Annotated in this window: 12 protein-coding genes; 7 read left to right on the top strand and 5 right to left on the bottom strand. The window is 50.5% G+C overall.

Annotated features, from left to right (window positions below; translation table 11 throughout):
- The first annotated feature begins 16 nt into the window (after window positions 1-16).
- From xdhA to ACXAH4_RS09235, 7 genes are read left to right on the top strand one after another with little or no spacing between them, the layout of a single operon-like run.
- Window positions 17-1456: a xanthine dehydrogenase small subunit gene (gene xdhA / locus ACXAH4_RS09265; protein ID WP_474881624.1), complete on the top strand. Its 1440-nt coding sequence runs from the start codon at window positions 17-19 to the stop codon at window positions 1454-1456.
- A complete protein-coding gene (gene xdhB / locus ACXAH4_RS09260; protein ID WP_474881623.1) occupies window positions 1449-3806 on the top strand; it encodes a xanthine dehydrogenase molybdopterin binding subunit in 2358 nt (785 codons plus the stop codon). The genes xdhA and xdhB overlap by 8 nt, the downstream gene beginning before the upstream one ends.
- On the top strand, window positions 3803-4654 hold the full coding sequence (xdhC, locus tag ACXAH4_RS09255; RefSeq protein WP_474881621.1) for a xanthine dehydrogenase accessory protein XdhC: 852 nt from the start codon (window positions 3803-3805) through the stop codon (window positions 4652-4654). Before xdhB ends, xdhC begins: the two co-directional genes overlap by 4 nt.
- Window positions 4651-5157 carry a 2-oxo-4-hydroxy-4-carboxy-5-ureidoimidazoline decarboxylase gene (uraD, locus tag ACXAH4_RS09250; RefSeq protein WP_474881619.1) on the top strand — a complete coding sequence of 169 codons (507 nt, stop codon included), beginning with the start codon at window positions 4651-4653 and terminating at the stop codon, window positions 5155-5157. The genes xdhC and uraD overlap by 4 nt, the downstream gene beginning before the upstream one ends.
- Window positions 5158-5166: 9 nt before the next feature.
- Window positions 5167-5490 carry a hydroxyisourate hydrolase gene (uraH, locus tag ACXAH4_RS09245; RefSeq protein ID WP_474881617.1) on the top strand — a complete coding sequence of 108 codons (324 nt, stop codon included), beginning with the start codon at window positions 5167-5169 and terminating at the stop codon, window positions 5488-5490.
- Window positions 5491-5501: 11 nt separating this feature from the next.
- Window positions 5502-6794: a guanine deaminase gene (guaD, locus tag ACXAH4_RS09240; RefSeq protein WP_474881776.1), complete on the top strand. Its 1293-nt coding sequence runs from the start codon at window positions 5502-5504 to the stop codon at window positions 6792-6794.
- Between the two features lie 2 nt (window positions 6795-6796).
- The gene (locus tag ACXAH4_RS09235; protein ID WP_474881616.1) at window positions 6797-8005 is read left to right on the top strand and encodes a urate hydroxylase PuuD; all 1209 of its coding nucleotides are present in this window, start codon (window positions 6797-6799) and stop codon (window positions 8003-8005) included.
- A gap of 17 nt (window positions 8006-8022) precedes the next feature.
- On the opposite strand, the gene ACXAH4_RS09230 is transcribed toward ACXAH4_RS09235, so the two are convergent.
- From ACXAH4_RS09230 to ACXAH4_RS09210, 5 genes are all read right to left on the bottom strand, one after another.
- A complete protein-coding gene (locus ACXAH4_RS09230; RefSeq protein WP_474881614.1) occupies window positions 8023-9297 on the bottom strand; it encodes a GDSL-type esterase/lipase family protein in 1275 nt (424 codons plus the stop codon).
- A 2-nt stretch (window positions 9298-9299) separates the two neighbouring features.
- Entirely contained in the window at window positions 9300-12224 is a 2925-nt protein-coding gene (locus ACXAH4_RS09225) for a glycoside hydrolase family 31 protein (protein ID WP_474881613.1), read from the bottom strand.
- A gap of 57 nt (window positions 12225-12281) precedes the next feature.
- Window positions 12282-13859, bottom strand: coding sequence for a DUF5597 domain-containing protein (locus ACXAH4_RS09220; protein WP_474881611.1), 1578 nt, complete (start codon window positions 13857-13859; stop codon window positions 12282-12284).
- A 212-nt stretch (window positions 13860-14071) separates the two neighbouring features.
- Complete coding sequence (locus tag ACXAH4_RS09215) at window positions 14072-16930, bottom strand: TonB-dependent receptor (RefSeq protein WP_474881609.1); 2859 nt, start codon at window positions 16928-16930, stop codon at window positions 14072-14074.
- A 61-nt stretch (window positions 16931-16991) separates the two neighbouring features.
- Window positions 16992-19442, bottom strand: coding sequence for a glycoside hydrolase family 95 protein (locus ACXAH4_RS09210; protein ID WP_474881608.1), 2451 nt, complete (start codon window positions 19440-19442; stop codon window positions 16992-16994).
- Window positions 19443-19605: the final 163 nt, after the last annotated feature.

Genomic DNA, 19605 nt, shown 5'->3' with positions numbered 1-19605 from the left:
CTACATGGAGTTCGGTATGGTCCGTTTTCTGTTGAACAATGAACCTGTCGAATTGCAGGTGAGCAACCCGAATATGACGGTGCTGAATTACCTTAGGGAACAGCAACGAAAAACGGGGACAAAAGAAGGCTGTGCAGCCGGCGACTGCGGCGCCTGTACGGTAGTGGTTGCCAGTCCTTCAGACGATGGTAACAGCCTTAACTACACCACCATCAACAGCTGTATAGCGCTGATGTCTTCGCTGCACGGAAAACAGCTTATCACCGTAGAAGATTTGGCCTCTTTGCAAGCACAGCATCCTGTTCAGACTGCGATAGTGAAACATAATGGTTCCCAGTGCGGCTTCTGCACGCCGGGTTTTGTGATGTCGGCCTTTGCTTTTTACCATTCTGATAATGCTCCCGAACGGGAAAATGTGATAGACGCCTTATCCGGAAATCTTTGCCGGTGTACAGGTTACCGTCCCATTATTGATGCCACCATTGATGCCTGTTCAAATAAAACCGCAGACAAGTTCGATGCACAACAGGCAACAACCCTTGCCAGGTTATATGCGCTTAGCCGGGAAGACGTCACAGAGGACAGTCAGTTACTTATGCCTGACAGCCGCGAAGCATTGAAAAAAGCCATTGCCGGCAACCCGGATGCAACGCTGGTTGCCGGCAGTACCGACCTGGCCCTTGAGATCACGCAAAAGCATCAGTCTTTCAAAACACTCATCAGTTTAAGTCAGATGCGTTGCCTGCAGGAGGTTGACGTTACCGAATCGCATATCATTATCGGCGCGGCTGTGCCTTTGTCCCGGGCAATGAAAACGCTGGTGAGCCACTATCCGGCATTAGAGGAATTATTCACCCGTTTTGCTTCTCTGCCTGTGCGTAATCAGGCAACCATGGGCGGAAACGTTGCTAACGCTTCCCCCATCGGCGATACACCGCCACTGCTGCTGGCGCTGAACGCTGATATTGTAGCGGATAATGGCAGCGAAACCCGCAGCATTCCGGCAAACGCTTTTTTTACCGGCTACCGCCAAACTGCACTGCAAAGCAATGAATGGATCAGCGCCATTCATATCCCCTTACCTCAGCCGGACCAGCATCTGGCTGCGTATAAAATCTCGAAGCGGATGGAAGATGATATTTCCGCCGTGCTTGCCGTATTTAACGTGGGGATCAGCGATGGTGTGATCACCTCTGTTGCCAGCGGATTCGGTGGTGTGGCAGCCACACCTGTGGAGTGTACCGCTTTAGCTGCGTCTCTGGTGGGTAAGCCCTGGCGCAACGCACAAACACTGTCAGAGGGGAAAAATCTTCTGACGCACGCTTTTAATCCTATTGATGATGTACGCGCTACGGCAGCATACAGAAAGCAGGTCTTGGGCAATTTATGGCACCGGTTCTGGCTGGAGAATCAGCAGGACAACCTTATTCCGACGCGGGTGGTACATCATGCGTAAACTCATTCAAACCCCGGCTGTTGCAGACGCCCGTCAGGCACCGGCATCCAGTCCGTTAGGTAAAAACAAAGCGCATGAAAGTGCAGAACGTCAGGTAAGCGGTCAGGCAAGGTATGTTGACGATATGCCCGAACCGGCCAACACCGCGTACGCGGCCATCGGCGTAAGCAACTGCACTGCCGGTGAAATTGAACATATTGATTTACAGGCCGTCCGTGACAGTGAAGGTGTTATTGATGTTATTACCGTCAGCGATGTACCCGGACATACTGATATCGCGCCGGTATTTGACGGCGACCCTGTGCTTGCAGACAAGCAAATCCTGTTTCACGGCCAGCCTGTTTTTGCAGTATTAGCCACAACCACGGAGCTAGCCCGGCGTGCAGCACTTAAGGGCACCATTACTGTGAAGCCGGGATCTGCTGTGCTGTCAGTGGATGAAGCTCTCGGGAAACAGTCCTTTGTGCGCCCTACCCATGCTTTCGGTAACCCGGACGCCATCCATACGGTTAACGCTTCACCTTACAAAGTGTCCGGCAGCCTGAACATTGGTGGTCAGGAACACATGTATCTGGAAGGTCAGGTCTCACTGGCCGTGCCGGAAGAAGAAGATCGCATGATGATTTACACCTCCAGCCAGCATCCAAGCGAAGTGCAAAAACTGGTGGCAGAAGTGCTGGGTGTAAAGCTTCACAGGGTGACGGTTGATATGCGCAGAATGGGTGGCGGTTTTGGTGGTAAAGAAAGCCAGGCCGCACAATGGGCGTGCATCGCCGCTATTTTTGCGCAGCGCAATCAGCGCGCAGTGAAATGCCGCCTGCCCCGTTCACAGGACATGAGTGTCACCGGCAAACGCCACCCCTTTGAAAACCACTGGCAGACCGGTTTTGATGAAGCCGGCATTATTCAGGGCGCAGATATCACTGTTAACGGCAACTGCGGTTACAGTGCTGATTTGTCTGATGCCATTGTCGACCGCGCCATGTTTCATGTGGATAACGGCTATTTTTTAGGTGACAGTCATGTTGTTGGTCACCGCCTGAAAACTTCTTATGTATCCCATACCGCTTACCGGGGATTTGGCGGTCCTCAGGGCATGATTGTGGCCGAAGCCATGATAGATGGCATCGCCAGAACCTTAAAAGAAGACCCGCTCACTATCCGCAAGCGTAACCTCTATGCCAAAGCGACGGGTAATATCACCCCTTACGGCATGGATATTGGCGATAATCTGCTACCGGAAATGATTGGCCAACTGGAAACATCCTGCGAATACTGGCAGCGCAGAGAAACTATTACCAGTTTTAATCAGTCCAGTCCGGTAATTAAAAAAGGGCTGGCTCTGACGCCGGTAAAATTTGGTATTTCGTTTACAGCCAAACACCTGAATCAGGCCGGTGCGCTGGTGCATATTTATACCGATGGCAGCGTACAGGTTAATCATGGCGGTACGGAAATGGGTCAGGGACTTCACACCAAAATTGCCCAGATCGCAGCCCATGAGTTTGGCATCGACCTCGCAGATATTGAAGTTACCGCTACACGCACTGATAAGGTGCCGAATACCTCACCTACTGCCGCATCATCGGGCACCGATTTGAACGGTAAAGCCGTGCAAAATGCCTGTCTTGAATTAAAAGCCAGACTTGTTACCTTTTGGGGGAAACAAAAGGGTCTGCCTGCAGAAGAGGCGGTGTTCGCCGACGGGCACCTGATACTGGGTGATGAACGTATTGCATTTTCAGAGCTCATTCAGGCGGCTTACATTGGCCGGGTTTCTCTGTCTTCAACGGGCTATTACAAAACTCCTAAAATTTTCTACGACCGCGCCACAGGTTCCGGTCGTCCTTTCTTTTATTTTGCTTATGGTGTTGCCGCATCAGAAGTCTCCGTTGATACCCTCACCGGAGAATACAAAGTGGACCGCGTAGATATTCTTCATGATGTGGGCGCCAGTCTGAATCCGGCTATCGACAAAGGCCAGATCGAAGGCGGCTTTATTCAGGGCATGGGCTGGCTGACATCGGAAGACCTGAAATGGGATAAAAAAGGTAGATTGCTGTCGAATAATATGGCGACCTACAAAATCCCTGCCATTGGTGATACACCGCCGGTGATGAACGTGGATTTATTCGACCGTCCTAACGACGAAGACAGTATTTATCATTCAAAAGCGGTGGGCGAGCCCCCCTTTATGCTGGCAATATCCGTGTGGTGTGCGTTGAAAGATGCCATTTCATCACTCAGTGATTACACCGTTGACCCTGTTCTGCCGGTGCCTGCTACCCCGGAAAATGTGCTCAATGCCATTACTGATTTGCAGCAGGCTGAAGCGGAGACATTAATATGAGACATCCCCGTAACTGGTTTGATGCCGTAAGCTGGTGCCACCGGCATGCGCAGGGCTATGTACTGATCACCGTACTCACGGTGGCGGGTTCTGTGCCAAGAGAACAAGGCGCGAAAATGGTGGTTACCGGCGACCGTCAGTTCGATACCATCGGCGGTGGTCATCTGGAATTTGATGCGGTAAAAAAAGCCCGTACTTTTTTAGCCACCGGCCAGTCACAACAACATATCGAATCCTACCCGCTTTCAAGTAAATTAGGGCAATGCTGTGGCGGAGCCGTTAAGGTGCTGTTTGAAATCAACGTCAGCCATTGTCAGACACTGGCCATTTTCGGTGCCGGACATGTCGCTCAGGCGCTGATCCCTGTTCTGGCACAACTGCCTCTGAATATTAAGTGGATAGACAGCCGCCCGGATGCCTTTGATGAACTGGATGTACCGCCAAATGTGACGACAGTCTGCGATCCCCAGCCAGAAGGTGAAATCCCACTTCTTCCGGCCCAAAGCTGGCTGCTTATTCTTACTCACGATCATCAGCTGGATTATTTACTGGCAGAAACAGCGCTTAAGATAAATCAATTTCCTTATGTGGGCATGATTGGATCTGACACAAAAGCCAGACGCTTTCGTACCAAACTCGCCCATCGCGGACTTGGCGAAGCTGCAGATAACCATTTTGTTTCACCGGTAGGTAACCTGGCTATTCCGGGCAAAACGCCCATAGAAGTTGCTGTGTCGGTCAGCGCCCAGATTATTGAACGCCTGCATAGCCGGCCGGCTCCCGTTGCACCTGACGTCACACAAAGCCGTACGCTGGAAAACGATAACAAGGATAACGTATCAGCATGAACGTAAACACGCTAAACGCCCTGCCCTGGCAGGACGCCATGCGCTGGTTTTCACAAACCTGTGCAGCAGAAAAATGGGCATCCATGATGACGGACAAACGCCCTTATTGTGATGTGGCCGATATACAAAATCACGGGAAGGCAGTCTGGGAAACCATGGAAAAGGACGATTTGTTGCAGGCATTTGCCGCCCACCCCATGATTGGTGACATTAATTCATTACGCAGCAAATATGCCAGCACCCGCGCTTTAGCTGCCGGAGAACAAAGCGGCACGGCTGACGCTGACGATGCCACCCTTTATGCGCTGAAAGAAAAAAACGAAGCGTATCTGGCCAGGCACGGCTTTATTTTTATTATTTGTGCCTCAGGTCTGCCGGCAACAACTATGCTGGAGGCGCTGGTAAACAGGCTGAACAACAGCACGGAAGAAGAGCTTAAACATGCCGCAGCAGAGCAGATTAAAATTACCTGCCTGCGTATCAGCAAAGCGATTAACAGTTAAGGAACGGTTATGATTTCTTTATCCAGTCATGTTCTGGACACCACATCAGGTAAACCCGTAAGCCAGTTACCACTGACACTGACTTTTCCCGACGGAAAACAGGTTAATGGCATGACTGACAGCGACGGTCGCTGTAAAAGCTGGGGTGACGCAGATTTCCCTCAGGGGACTTACTCATTACGGTTTCACTGCCGGGATTACCTGACGGAACAACACGGCGAAAGCTTTTACCCGTTTGTCGATATTGCTTTTACCATGCAGGAAAGTGGCGGTCATTATCATGTACCTCTGCTCATTTCACCCTTCGGCTTCAGCAGTTACCGGGGTAGTTAGTGAGTAATACGATTCAACTATTCCGTGCGAAGATACTGCATTTCCCGCTGCAAACAGATTCACCGCAACAGGATGCGGTGTGCTACCCCGACGGCGCTCTGGCGGTTCGAGACGAGCGGATCCTGGCTATTGGTAACTTTGCCGATGTAATGTCCGACTACCCCGATGCCACATTGCACGATCACAAAAATCACTGGATCATGCCGGGTCTTATCGACAGCCATCTGCACTTTCCGCAAACAGAAATGCTGGCCTGTTATGGCGAACAGTTGCTCACGTGGCTGGAAAATTACACCTTTCCCACCGAAAAGAAGTTCTCCGACCCCGACTATGCATCCGCGATGGCGGAAGTATTTTTGCGTCAGCTTTTAAAAAACGGGACAACAACCGGCTTAGTTTACCCCACCGTGCACGCTGGTTCCGTTGATGCCCTTTTTGCTGCAGCATCAACAAAAAATATGGCGATGGTAACCGGTAAGGTGTGCATGGATCAGAACAGTCCTGCCGGCCTCGCCGATTCGCCTCAGCAAGCGTATGAAGCATCACAGCAACTGATTTCATCCTGGCACAATAAAGGGCGTAATCTGTACGCGATCACCCCCAGATTTGCGCCCACCAGCAGCCGTGAGCAATTGTCTTTACTCGGTTCACTGGCCGATGAATACACCGACGTATTTATTCAGACCCATTTGTCTGAAAATCAGAAAGAAATTCAGTGGGTACAACAACTGTTTCCCGAACGTAACGGCTATCTGGACGTATATGACCATTATGGTCTGGTGCGTGAGCGCAGCGTGTTCGGACATTGTCTTCACCTGACAGAGCAGGAATGGCAACGCATGGCAGACGCGCGGGCGACTATCGCCTTCTGCCCCACGTCGAACCTGTTTTTGGGCAGTGGCTTGTTTGATTATCAAAAAGCGAAGAGCTTGAAAGTCCCCGTTACCCTGGCCACTGATGTGGGCGCAGGCACAACCTTTAACCTGTTCAGAACCTACGGTGAAGCCTACAAAGTGTGTCAGATGCAGCAACAGGCATTGTGCCCTTTAACCGGTTTATACCTGATGACCCAAGGTGCAGCCGTGGCACATAAACTTCAGCACGAAATTGGCAATTTAAACCCCGGCACTTTCGCCGATTTTATTATTGTCGACCCCGCCTTTGATGAATTGACGTCCCACCGGTTACATGACCGTGATACCGCAGAAGAGGTGCTGTTTGCACTGTCCATGCTCGGTGATGACCGGATGATAATAGAAACACGGGTTGCCGGCACTGCGCAATACCGCAAAGAGGAGAGATAAGTATGGAAGGACTCGACTGGTTATCCCTTTTTGTCCGCTGGTTTCACGTGATTGCAGGCGTTGCCTGGATTGGCGCATCGTTTTATTTTATCTGGTTAGATAACAGTTTGCGCACACCACCTGAATGGAAGCAGGAAAAAGGTATTAAGGGCGATCTCTGGGCGATACATGGCGGCGGCTTTTATGAAGTCGCTAAATATGCCTATGGCCCTGAAAGCATGCCTGCGACATTACACTGGTTTAAATGGGAAGCCTATACTACCTGGTTAAGTGGCTTTGCCCTGCTAATCATCGTTTATTACTTCGGCGCGTCTGCCTATCTTATCGATCCGTCAGTAAATGCACTGAGTCCGCAAACGGCAATTTTGTCGGGCCTCGGGATCATTTTTGGCGGGCTGGCCCTGTATGAACTGGCATGCCGCAGTCCGCTGGCTAAATCGCCCAAACTGTTTGCACTGTTTCTTATCATGATGATTTGCTTTGCCAGCTGGCTGACCACCCAGCTGTTCAGTGGCCGGGGCGCTTATATTCATGTAGGCGCACTGGTGGGCACCATCATGGTGGCAAATGTATTTTTAAACATCATGCCCAATCAACGAAAAATGGTTGCAGCGGTGGCAGCAAAAGGTGAAATCGACCCTGCCTGGGGCGCCAGCGCAAAATTACGCTCTGTGCACAACAACTACCTGACGCTACCGTTGCTGTTCATTATGATCAGTAACCACTATCCGATGACATATCAGCATCCGCAAAACTGGCTGGTACTCATTGCCATCATGGCCCTGTCTGCCTGGATACGACACTTTTTTAATTTGAAACATCAGGACATTAAAAAGCCGTCTATTCTGGTATCCGGTGCGGCGGGCATGTTGTTACTGGCAATTTGGGTATCTATGCCCGTCAGCCAGCAGGAAAACAGGGCAGCGGCTTCAGCGCCACAGGTTGACCAGACGGCACTGTCTGCTGATGACAAAGCCGTTCAGGCGCTTATTGCCACGCATTGTACCAGTTGCCATGCCGCAAGCCCTGCAGATGATATTTTCAAGGTTGCGCCACTGGGAGTGAAATTTGACAGCTGGCAGGATATTAAGCGTTATGCGCCGCAAATTTATCAGCGCTCAGCCGTGAGTAAAGACATGCCCTTTATGAATAAAACCGGCATGACAGACGAAGAACGTCAGGTCATTGCTAAATGGTTCAAAGCGCAATAAAGCAAAACGCCCGCTTTTCAGCGGGCGTAGTTCAAATCCTTCTTTTTCAGCGCAGAAAACCAGGGAACAAGCGCCTGTGCCCAAAGCCGGTATCCGGCTTCATTCGGGTGGAGTAAATCGGGCATAATAGCTTTACTCAATATATCGTCTTCGCTCAAAAAAACATTGTTTATATTGGTATAATGAACGCCTTTTTCTTTAGCAAGATGTGCCAGAAGACCATTTGTTTTCTCATTATTAATCCGTTCGGGAGACATGGCATTTTCTCCCCTGGGAAATATGCCGGTGAGTAATACAGCACTGTCCGGCATTTTCTGCTTTATCCGGTCAATAATGTGACTTACCCCACTGGCAATGTGTTCCGGCGGATCCATCCGGTGGCCTGTATTGTTCGTGCCGATCATCACAACCGTGATGGCCGGAGACAGGCCGTCTAATTCACCCTGTTCAATGCGCCAAAGCACATTTTCTGTTCTGTCGCCGCCAAACCCCAGATTTAACGTGGGGACATCCGGAAAATACGCTTTCCAAACCGGTGCGCCCTTGTCTTCCCAGCCATGGGTAATTGAGTCACCAATCAGCACAACCTCTGGCCAGACCGTCTGCTTTTCTGCCAGTTTCTGGTGATGGCGCTTCATCCACCAGTCATCAGCCCAGAATGCCCGCAGCGGGGCCGGCGTAATACTTTGGGTATCCTGATCCGGACACAGGATATTTCCCGGCTCTTTCGCGGTAATGTTTACCCCTGACACCGCAATATCACCGGAACCGTAAAAGAATAATCTGAAAGGCTCGCTAACTTTTGAAAAGTCGGCAAATTTGCCGGAAAAACACTTAACCGGGATGCTAACGTGCTGCCATCCTGCACCTTGCCATTCTACTGCATCAGGCCATAAATCGACGACATAGTGGCAGTTTTCACCGCAATCTATGCCCACTTGCAATCCGGCCTTGCTGACATCGTCTACCCTTAAATCAAACGTCAAGGCTGCCGGTTCAGGTAACTGATTCAGGTTAACCGGGCTGTTCACTTTTAAATAAGCCCGCCCCTGCCAGGCTTCATTAAACTCGAGCCTGCTCACCGGTTGTCCGGCCGGATGACTGCTTTCCTGTGTAACGGTCACTCCGGGGATTTCAGTGGAAAGGCCGGATACCGCCACGCTCTCACCGCCGTTTTTTATCTGCAAATCGGATAACGAAAAGGTGAGTTCTTCGGGTGCTTCGTCAACACTCCTTTGCGCCGCACAGGCGCAAAGGAGCAGTACCCCGCTAAGACAAATTAACGTCCGCATGGTTAATTCGTCCGTTCTACAGTAAGGGCATCACCGGAATAAGTGACAGTGACGTCCGGCTTCGCTTCGTAATTCAATAGTGTTTCACCTTCGGAAATAAACCTGACATGCCAGGTACGGGAAGTGACCATACTATCAAAATGCCCTTCACGTTTGCCGATGGTGAGCTTACCTTCACTGTCATCATACTCAATACGGGTGTACGAATACGCACCGTTCTCGTAATCGTATGACTTGCCGTCGTCGTGATAGAGCTCAAATTCGCCGTCAGCACCGGTAAACACGTTTATGGTATAGGCGCCATCCGGCTTATCGTAAACATACTGAATGGCTTCACCCGCCGGAATAATTGATCCAGCTTTTACGTATAGCGGCATTTGCGTTAACGGCGCACTCGCCGTAACCGTTTGCCCTCCCTGATACGTTTCACCGGAATAAAAGTCGTACCAGCTCACACCTGCGGGCAGATAAACATCCCGTTCCCGCGCCTTGTACTCATACACAGGGTTCACCAGAATGGCCGGCCCGAACATATAGGCATCATCGATATCCTGCGCTTTTTCATCTTCAGGGAAATCCATCACCAGACCGCGCATTAACGTACCATCTTTATGGAACATGTCCCCTGCCTGCGAATAAATATAAGGCATCAGGCGGTAGCGTAATTCGATGGTGGAAATCAGTGCGTTATACACTTCCGATCCTTCATCGGCCAGATTGAAAACTTCCCTGAAAGGGTTTTGACCATGGGAGCGGAACAGCGGCACAAATGCGCCGAACTGGAACCAGCGCATATTCAGCTCCTGCCATTCCTGCTGATACTGTTCAGCCATTTCACTGTAGTGACCCACAACCACATCGCCGTTGTACCGGTAGTGATCTTCCGGTGTGAAGCCACCGATATCCATGGTCCAGTTCGGCATACCGGACAATCCTGTACCCACACCAGCTGCAATCTGCTCTTTAAGATTTGACCACCGCGGCACAGTGTCTCCGCTCCAGATGGCACTGCCCGTGCGCTGAATACCGCCGAATCCGCTGCGGGTAAGAATAAAACTGCGCTTGTCAGGGTCTGATTGCCGCTCACCTTCATACACGCCTTCGGCGTTTGCCAGCGCATAGGAGTTAAAATATTCAGCACCTGAACCTATCGCCAGCGGCGTCATTATTTCTTTTCGTTTGGTATACGACAGGTTCGAATGGATGTCCGGCTCGGACGCGTCCAGCCACCAGGCATCTATGCCCAGCACATTCAGATTTTCGTCCAGTTGCCGCCAGAAAATTTCCTGTGATTCTTCAGGGTAAGGGTCGTAAAACCCGTTCAGATACCCCTTGCCAATCCAGTCCAGATTGCCCTCCTGATCCACGTTCTTATTCAGCATGTAGCCTTTGGCATCCAGCTCTTTGTAATTGCCGGTTGTGCTGTAAAATTTCGGCCAGACGGAAATCATAATATTGGCGTTTAGTGCATGAACTTCATCTATCATGCCTTTAGGATCGGGGAAACGGGCCAAATCGAACTTATGACTTCCCCAGGCATCTTCCGACCAGTAAGACCAGTCGAGCACAATATTATCGATGGGGATCTGTTTTTCACGGTAGGTTTTCAGCGCTCCTAACAGTTCATCCTGCGTTTTGTATCGCTCACGACTTTGCCAGAATCCATAGGCCCATTTTGGTAACATGACGGCTTTGCCAGTAAGTTTGCGATACCCACTTATTACCTCGTCGGTGTCGTCACCGGCTACGATGTAATAGTCCAGCGACTTGCCGGTTTCTGATGCCAGCGACAGGCTGTTCTCGTCGGCCTTAGATTGAGGATTATTGTGTAACAGGCGGAAGTATCCGCCCTGCGAATCCCAGTCGACTTCAATGTTCACCTTTTCACCGGCGGTGAGCATCATTTCAGTATTGTGAAACCAGGGATTCCAGTTCATCCGCCACCGGTCCAGCAGCTTTTCACCGTTTATAGTCAGTTTGGCATAGCCACTCGAGTACATACGGAACTTGTGAAGTCCGCTCTGCTTCGCGCTTATCTGCCCTTTCCACACTATCCGGGGCTGGCTGACATCACCAAGCTCTGCAGGAAATGGTATTTCCCGGGTGGTGTTGTGAGCAAGAAACTGATAATCAAGATCAGCTTCTGTGCGTTTAAGCAGCAATTTGTCTTTATCGTAGTAATAAGCGGTTAATCCCCCGGCGTTGCCGTCTTCATCATAAAGCGCAAAGCCTGCGTTCAGCGGCGCTGATTCCACCGGATTGCCGAACCGGGTAATGGCGGCGTTATCCCATAAAATCCCGTAATGTTTGGTAGAGACAACAAAGGGAATCGAGATTTGCAGGTTATGGGTGCTCAACTCTACATTATCTCCGGCATGATTAATCCGGCCATCCTGATGCTGCCCTAACCCGTAAAAGCCCTCATCTGAGCCGGTATTCCACTGCTGGTGAATAGCAAAATTGTACTTTCCGGCACCGGCAGGGTCGGCGGTCACCGGCGCAAATTCACCGCTGTTCACACTCTTCAGCAATACCTCTCCGGCACGGTTTTTTACCACCAGATTGCCGTCTGTCAGCGATACTGAGGCTGTCATCGCCTGCGTAGACAGAGTCACAGTACCGGCTGATTCTTTTATGTCGTAAGGGGTATTTCCAGCAGAGGCAGTCACCATCAGGCTCTCTGCAATCCGACTGAAATCGTCGTGTGGCAGCGCCGTGACGCGGATGATTCCTTCATCAAATACTTGTAAGCGCACGGCTTTAGCCTGCCCCTGAGCAGGCAAAACAAGCAGGCCGTGTTCTGTCGCCTGATAGCTTCCCGCGCGAACAACTTCAGCACTGCCGGTACTGTTTTCGCAGCCACTGAGTACGGTTGCTGACATTAACGCAACGGCCACACTGGCTGCAATTCGGTGTATTTTTTTCATGGTGTTATTCCTTTTACCTTTGTTCGTGGTTGCAAGGTATTCATAGTGACAAGGTGTTCATTCTTGCCAGGTGGTCATTTTTACTTTGAGAATATGCGGCTCATCGTTGAAATTAAGTCCCCAGTCAGTTTGATCGCCATTCCAGACCTGCTCAAATATCCAGTTACCTTGCTCGTCAAAATGGCCTTCTTCTACCCTTTCAATCATCACTGGGAGTGATGCGATTTCTTTTGACGGTGTAAAGGTGACGCGTGCACGCAGCGCAGTCACTAAAAACTCGTCGTCGGATAATTTAGCGATAAGTGCGCCACCGGACGCCGGATGATTTCCAGCAGGCGGGTCAATCCAGAACATGGGTCGTCCGTAGGACACTTCTGCATTCCAGTTTCCGAGATCCAGTTGCTGACTGTAGGCGGGAGACTCCTCTTTTGCTTGCGACACATTGGCATTCCACACTTTTTCATCTTTTGACGAGTCGTGAGGCTCTGCCACTCCCCAAACCTGATGTTCAAGACTGAGTTTTGCCCATACGCCGGACCATGACTGCATCAGCCCGTAAATTTCAGCGAAGGGAGCGATGGTGTCGTCGTTAACGGTTTTCGCGCCCAGCGGATAATTAGCATAACCAGTGTAATCCATGCCGAATGGCGCAAACCCGATCCCCTGATGCCCCAGGGTACTGAAAAAGTAGCGGGCATAGGGCTGGTCGTTACCAATCTCTGCCACAAACAAGGGGTTGTCTTCACGGCTGTACAATTCCAGTACCCGCTTTACCGTTTTATGGTCTCGAAAGTAAATATCCGGTGAAATCATATCGATGTGCGGGGCACCGGCTTTCCAAACGTCGATAACATTGTCAGTGGGGCCGCCCATGGAATAGCCCGTGCCGGGATTAAAAGGATTTCTCAGCGCCACATTAACGTTCATGGGCAAAGGTTTAATTGCTTTACCGGCCTGTGCAATCTCATCGACGTAACGGGCAATAGACCAGGCATGAAAGAATTCATCAGCTTCATCACCGAATACCTCAGGCCATGTACCCGGTTGTTTGTTCATCCGGGCCAGTAACGTGTCAGGGACAGGCTCATTAAAAAGAGAATTTGCTAACGGGGAGTAATCACGTTTTGAGCCGTAGGTGCCGGTTTCATTTTGCACCTGTACCATGATCACCTGATGGGCCGGATCATTATCGCGCAAATACGTCATCAGGGCTTTGAAAGCGCGCTTGTCCGCAGCCAGCGTGTGTTCGCCGTGAGGCGACAGAGAGTTCAGGGTTCGCCCGTCGCGTGTGATCACTCTGGGGAAACGCTGATTATTCAGTTTGATCCAGGCCGGCGCGTAATGAGGCGCGTTATTTTTCCAGGTGGCAAACCACAGCAATACCACTTTCACTTCCCGTTCTGCGGCCTGGCGGATCAGGATATTAAGGTAGCTGAAGTCGAAATGTCCTTCTTCCGGTTCGATTTGCTCCCACGCCACCGGAATACCCAGGGTGTTAGCATGCATGGCATCAACAACCGGCCACACTTTATCCAGCGCTGCGGGATAGTTAGCGGAATTATTCGTTTGCGCACCCAGCATCAGAAAAGGCTTACCATCGACGAGAAAGGCATGGCGGCCGTTTTGAGTGACCACTTGAGGTAAGTCGTGCCGGGATTGAGAAGCTGCGGCGGGCTTAACCCCAGCACTCTGGCAGGCACTTAGCGCACACATTGCACAAAGAAGAAGACCTGCAAAATAATAGATTTTCATAGTGTCCAAATATCAATTCAGGGTTGGGAAAAGCGTTGCACTGCACCGGCAGGTATTACCATTACAAAGCCGGTGCAGTGCGATACGCGCGGGTACTAGAAATTGCCCCGCAGGGACAGTGCATAACGGATGTCATTCACGTGATAAGCACTATAGTGATTACCCGGACCGTTCTGACGCATCTCGTTTTTAGTCACCGCATCATTGAGGTTGTTCGCTTCCAGAACCACGGCGTAATTGTCGTTGATACGATATGTCACAGAGCCGTCGAGGTAAGCAGTCGCCGCATTGAACAGCGGTAAGCCATAAGTGATGCCATTTTCCGTGCCGGTGAAACCATTTGCATTGGTTGCAATCAGGAATTCATCCCGCCAGTTGTAGGCCAGGCGTGCGGAAAACGGAGCTTTCTCGTACATTAACACCAGGTTTGCCGCATTTTCCGACAAGCCTCTGAATGGCATGTCCCCGTAGCCGGAGCCGTCTGTATCCACCGGCTGAGAGCTTGAGTCAGCATCAATTTCACTATCAATCCAGGTGTAATTCATTTGCACGCCGAAGCCGTCAAAAGGTGCAGGAAGTGAGGAGAAGAAGTGATTTAACGACAGCTCGACACCCGTGATTTCAGCATCAGCGCTGCTGACTGGCCAGCTGGCATTATAGGTATAGCCGCCAAATTCAACCTGAGACAATTGTGGCACCTGGTAGCCGGAGATATCCTTAGTAAACAATGCCACATAAGCAGAACTGTCTTCGGCGTAATACCATTCCAGAGACACATCAAACTGATTGGACTCCATAGGGTCGAGATACGGATTTTGTGTGGAGTCCAGTGTCAGCACGTAATCTTCCACTTTAGGCGGATTACCGGCATTCTGGCTGGCCTCTCCTGCACTGGATAAATTTGCGTTCAGCACAATATTGGCGCCTAAATCTGCAAAATTTGGCCGCGCCATCGCTTTGGCGGCAGCAAAACGCAGCAGCAAATCATCGGTCAGCTCTACTTTTACGTTTAAGCTGGGAAGCCAGTTACTGTAATCGTGCTCCGCATCCATGGCGGTGAAAGCACCGTTGCCAAACAGCGCATTGTTCGGATATTGCAGATAACCATGAGCGGTATTTTCTGTTTTAACGTAACGCACGCCCACATTGCCCGACACGGGTTTGCCCAGTGCGTCAGTAAAGAAGTCGAGCATCACATAGGCGGCGGCCGTTTCCTCTGTCTGGTCATTGGTATACTGATCATCATTTAAATCACGGCGGTTCCAGTACGCCCAGGCAGACCAGTCTGCATACACGAACCGGTCCTGTAAGGCCTGAAAACTCTGCGGATAACCAAACGCAAAACTGGCATCAGGTGCATACACGTTTGCCGGCGCCGGCACATCACCACCAAAGAAGTTATCAAAGGAGTTCAGATTCAGCTCACTGACATCAGGGACAATATTCTCCTGCCCTTCCACAATTGCAGCCTGCAACCAGCTTGGTGCTAACGGACTCCAGTTGTAACCGGTATCGGCGTTATCAGACGATGTTTTGCTGTAGCGTGCACCAAACTTCACAGCTTCGAAAAAACCGTCAGATAAAAAGTACTGAATATCGATATCTGCCGCAGTCATATCCGCCTGGCGGTCGTACTGGTTATCCATGATGAAATTCCAGACGTAGTTGTCCGGGTTTCCCAGATAAGAAGCATCTGAGGTCACAGTGGGCAAGCTGCCGGTTAAATCGACATCAATGTAAGGCACACTTATTTGTGTGGCCACCGTGTTATCAAGCCCTGCAGAATCAGAACTTACCCGCTGCAGCGAAGTTTCCACCAGAAATTGCTCACCGGCGTAACGGTAACGCAGTGCGATATCTTCCGTTTTCGCCTGCTGGGAAGAGGCCCGGACATCCGCCCCCATGGGAATACCGCCATCCTGTACCAGCCGTCCTTTTTCCAGTACACCGCTGTCACTGAACTGTGCACCGCTTTCCACCTGCACACCATAGGGCCAGTTATCTACGAATATGGCATCCTCATTCCACTGCATATCATAATCGCTGGAAAAGTATGTCAGGGTAAATTCGTGTTTTTCAGACGGAGCATATTGCAGGGCCGCATAAGCGCCGTTACGTTCGCGGTTAAAATACATGGTACGCCAGTCTGCACCTCTGGGGACATAGACTGTTGACCCTTCGTATCCGGCAATGTCATCACGGTAGAAAAAAGGTCTTACGTACATGGAATCGTTACGGGTAGACAATTCAGAGACGGCAATATCAAACAAAAACCCGACTTTACCGGCAGAGGTATCCCAGTTGTTGGAATATAAAAATGAATAGCCCGGCTTGGTTTCTTTTATCACGTCGCCGTAGTTGGCACTGATATCAAACGCGATTTGCTGACCGTCGCGGTGAAAAGGCAGACGGGTTTCCAGATCAATCGTACCGGCAAGGCCGCCTTCAATCTGATCCGCCGACGGACTTTTGTACACATTCACAGCATTCAGCAGTTCAGGCGGCACATCACCAAAGCTCAGCGTCCGGCCCCCGTCAGCACTGAACGTTCCCCGTCCGTTCAGTTCTGACCGGACCTGGGTAAGGCCGCGCACAATCACACCGTTACCTTCCACCGAAAAGTGCTCGGGATCTCCTAACGACATGTAACGGTCGATAGCAACACCCGCCACCCTTTGCAAAGTTTCAGTGATACTGCGGTCAGGCAGTGCGCCGATATCATCAGCACTGATCCCGTCCATGATTTTATTGGAATTCATTTTAGTTGCCTGAGCGGAAATGACGCTGGCCCGCATGCCTTTTACTTCTATAACTTCCAGCGCTTCACTGTCTTCTTCCTCTGTGTCAGTCTGTGCCAGACCCGTGGCGGGACAGGCCAACCCTAAGGATGCCAGTAGAAAAGCGGTAAGTTTTGCGTGCTTAAACTGTTCAAGTCCTGAATGTGTAGTTTTCATATTTTAAAAGTCCATGTTGCGTTGAACCATGCCACTGTTCAGCTCTTCGTGGCTATTGTTGTTACTCAGCAGCAGAAACGGCATACTCCTGCTGCGCTGAGGTGGTGAAACTAATAACGCCCTGCTCAGGCGACGTAAAAGCAACGTATTCTCCGTTAGCTGTTACTATAATCTTGTGGTCAAAACTGTCACAACGAATGCGGATTTCGCCGTCTGTGAAGGTTTTAATAATCGCTTTATTAAGGCGCCCGTCAGACCATTCCATACTGACTTCATGATTCCCCCGCGCCCTGAGGCCGGTTACTCTGCCCTGCTCCCACGCATCGGGCAGCGCTGGTAGTAAATGCAGTTCCCCCCTGTGACTTTGCAGCAGCATTTCCGCAATACCAGCCGTTGCCCCAAAATTACCGTCGATCTGGAAGGGAGGATGAGAGCTCCACAGGTTGCTTAACGTGCTGTCCCGCAATTGTGCCTGCAATAATATAAGGGCCCGGTTCCCGTCAGCAAGGCGGGCCCAAAAGTTGATTTTCCAGGCACGGCTCCAGCCTGTGCCGGCATCACCTCTTGCGTTAAGTGATACCGCTGCGGCTTTCGAAAAGGCCGGTGTATCAACCGGTGATATATGATTGCCCGGATGTAAAGCGAACAGATGGGAGATATGACGGTGGCGGTTTTCCTTATCATCAATATCCTGACGCCATTCCTGCAACTGCCCCCATTTACCAATCCGCAGACCGGGTTCGAGCCTTTCAAGTGCATTCTTTAATGCAGCGGCAAACTCCCTGTCTCCGACCTGTTCTGCAAGTACTAGCGTGTTTGCAAACAGATCCGTCACGATTTGCTGAGACATAGCCGCTCCGGCCGTAAAATTACCGTGTTCCGGAGAATAAGAAGGGGAAATCAATAGTGTGTCTGAATCCGCGCTTTCAACGAGGTTGTCCAGCCAGAACTGACTGGTTAATTTGAGAAGCGGCCAGGCCCGTTCTTTCAGGAAGCTTTCATCAGCATTGAATGCGACTTCTTCGTAGAAGTGTCTTGCTATCCACGCAGCCGCCTCCGGTTGCCAGAATGCGGTGGGCCAGTCAATCAAACCTGTTGAGCCCCAGGGATTGGTATTAAGAAAGACCACCCAACCTGCTGCACCAAACAATCTACCGGCAGCTTCCCGTCCGGGTATTGTGAGGTTCTCTACAAAATCGAACAGCGGCGGCAGTGTTTCGGGCAGGTTTGTGGTGTGAGCCAGCCAGTAATTCATCTGTAAATTGATATTCAGATGATAGTCAGCACTCCAGGGAGCCTGAATGTCTTTATTCCATATACCCTGCAGGTTCGCCGGCAGCGAGCCCGCTCTGGATGAGGCAATTAAAAGATAGCGACCATAGTGAAAATAGAGACTTTCCAGCGCGCGGTTCTGCGACTCATTTTTAGAAGGATAAGCCTTGAGCGCAGCTTTCAGTTCTCCGGTTTCACCATCGCCAAGGTCCAGTTTGACGCGGTTAAACAAAGGCTGATAATCATTCAGGTGGCGGGTTAGCAGCTCATCAAAAGAGAAGTTTCTAAGATGAGAGAGTTGCGAGGTGACTTTATCTTTTGCATGTCCCAGCCGGTAATCCGGGTGACGTAATGCATAATTGGTGGCCGCGGTAAGCACAATGGTCACGACGTCAGCGTTTCTTACGCTGAATTCTGCGTCTGTCACATTTTTGGTGCCACCTTCATGCAAAATACGCATGCCGGCTGCAAATTCAAGCCCGTTGTCTGTTAATGCTCCGCTGTAGAGTAACGTATCCTGACCGCTCCCCTCTGCCAACCAGGTTCTGTTTTCAGGAAAGCGTAACTTGCCGGATACGCTCAGCGCGCCTTTTTCAGATGCCGTCAGCCTGATGACAATGCTGTTGTCGGGATAAGTAACAAAATAATCTCTTTTGTAGTCAATTTTGTCTGCGGAATAACTCACTGTCGCCACAGCCGTATTTAAATCCAGACTGCGACGGTAATCGTGAATCTCCTGCGTCATGTCAGGAAACGACAGCACCAGATCAGCGAAGCTTTGATAGCTGCCATAGTCCGGCTGTTGATGGCCCAGTTTGCCAGCCACATAGTCAGGTGACAGCGAGCCTTTTCCCGTGATTTCTTTGACGACGGCTTCTACCTGCTCAGCATAACCGGATGTATCGTCAGGCATGCCGGATTGATTCTGACCGTTTTTGCCGGGGCCACCTGTCCAGAGTGTTTTCTCATTAAACTGAATAACGTCTTCTTTTGCACCACCGGCAATGGTTGCACCGAGCAAACCATTGCCCAGAGGAAGCGACTCAGACTCCCAATCTTCACCGGGAGAATTAAAAATAAGGACTTCATGTTTGCTAATAGCGGTTTTATCCGGAGGGCTGACCGGCGAATTCTGCCCGTAGCTTAGCGACGAACCGGACGCAAAAAAGAAAGCGATGGCAACGGTGATGAACAGTAAACCATTATTTACTTTTTCTTTAAAGTCTTTTGCTTTTTTCATTTTATTTGCCAGAAACCCAAAACATAAAAGTCATCTTTGAACACGTATCGCCTTCATGTTGTTACCACGATCGGGATGCAATGTTTGTTTTTTGTTAATGGAGGTAAAACTAATGAGAATACTGGTCCTGAGATATCTGAAAACGCAAAAAAGCTAGCAATGT

Source organism: Alteromonas sp. ABV2_168 (assembly GCF_056161165.1).
The sequence above is the reverse complement of the archived record's forward strand: the minus strand, read 5'-3'. Positions and strand labels throughout refer to the sequence as shown.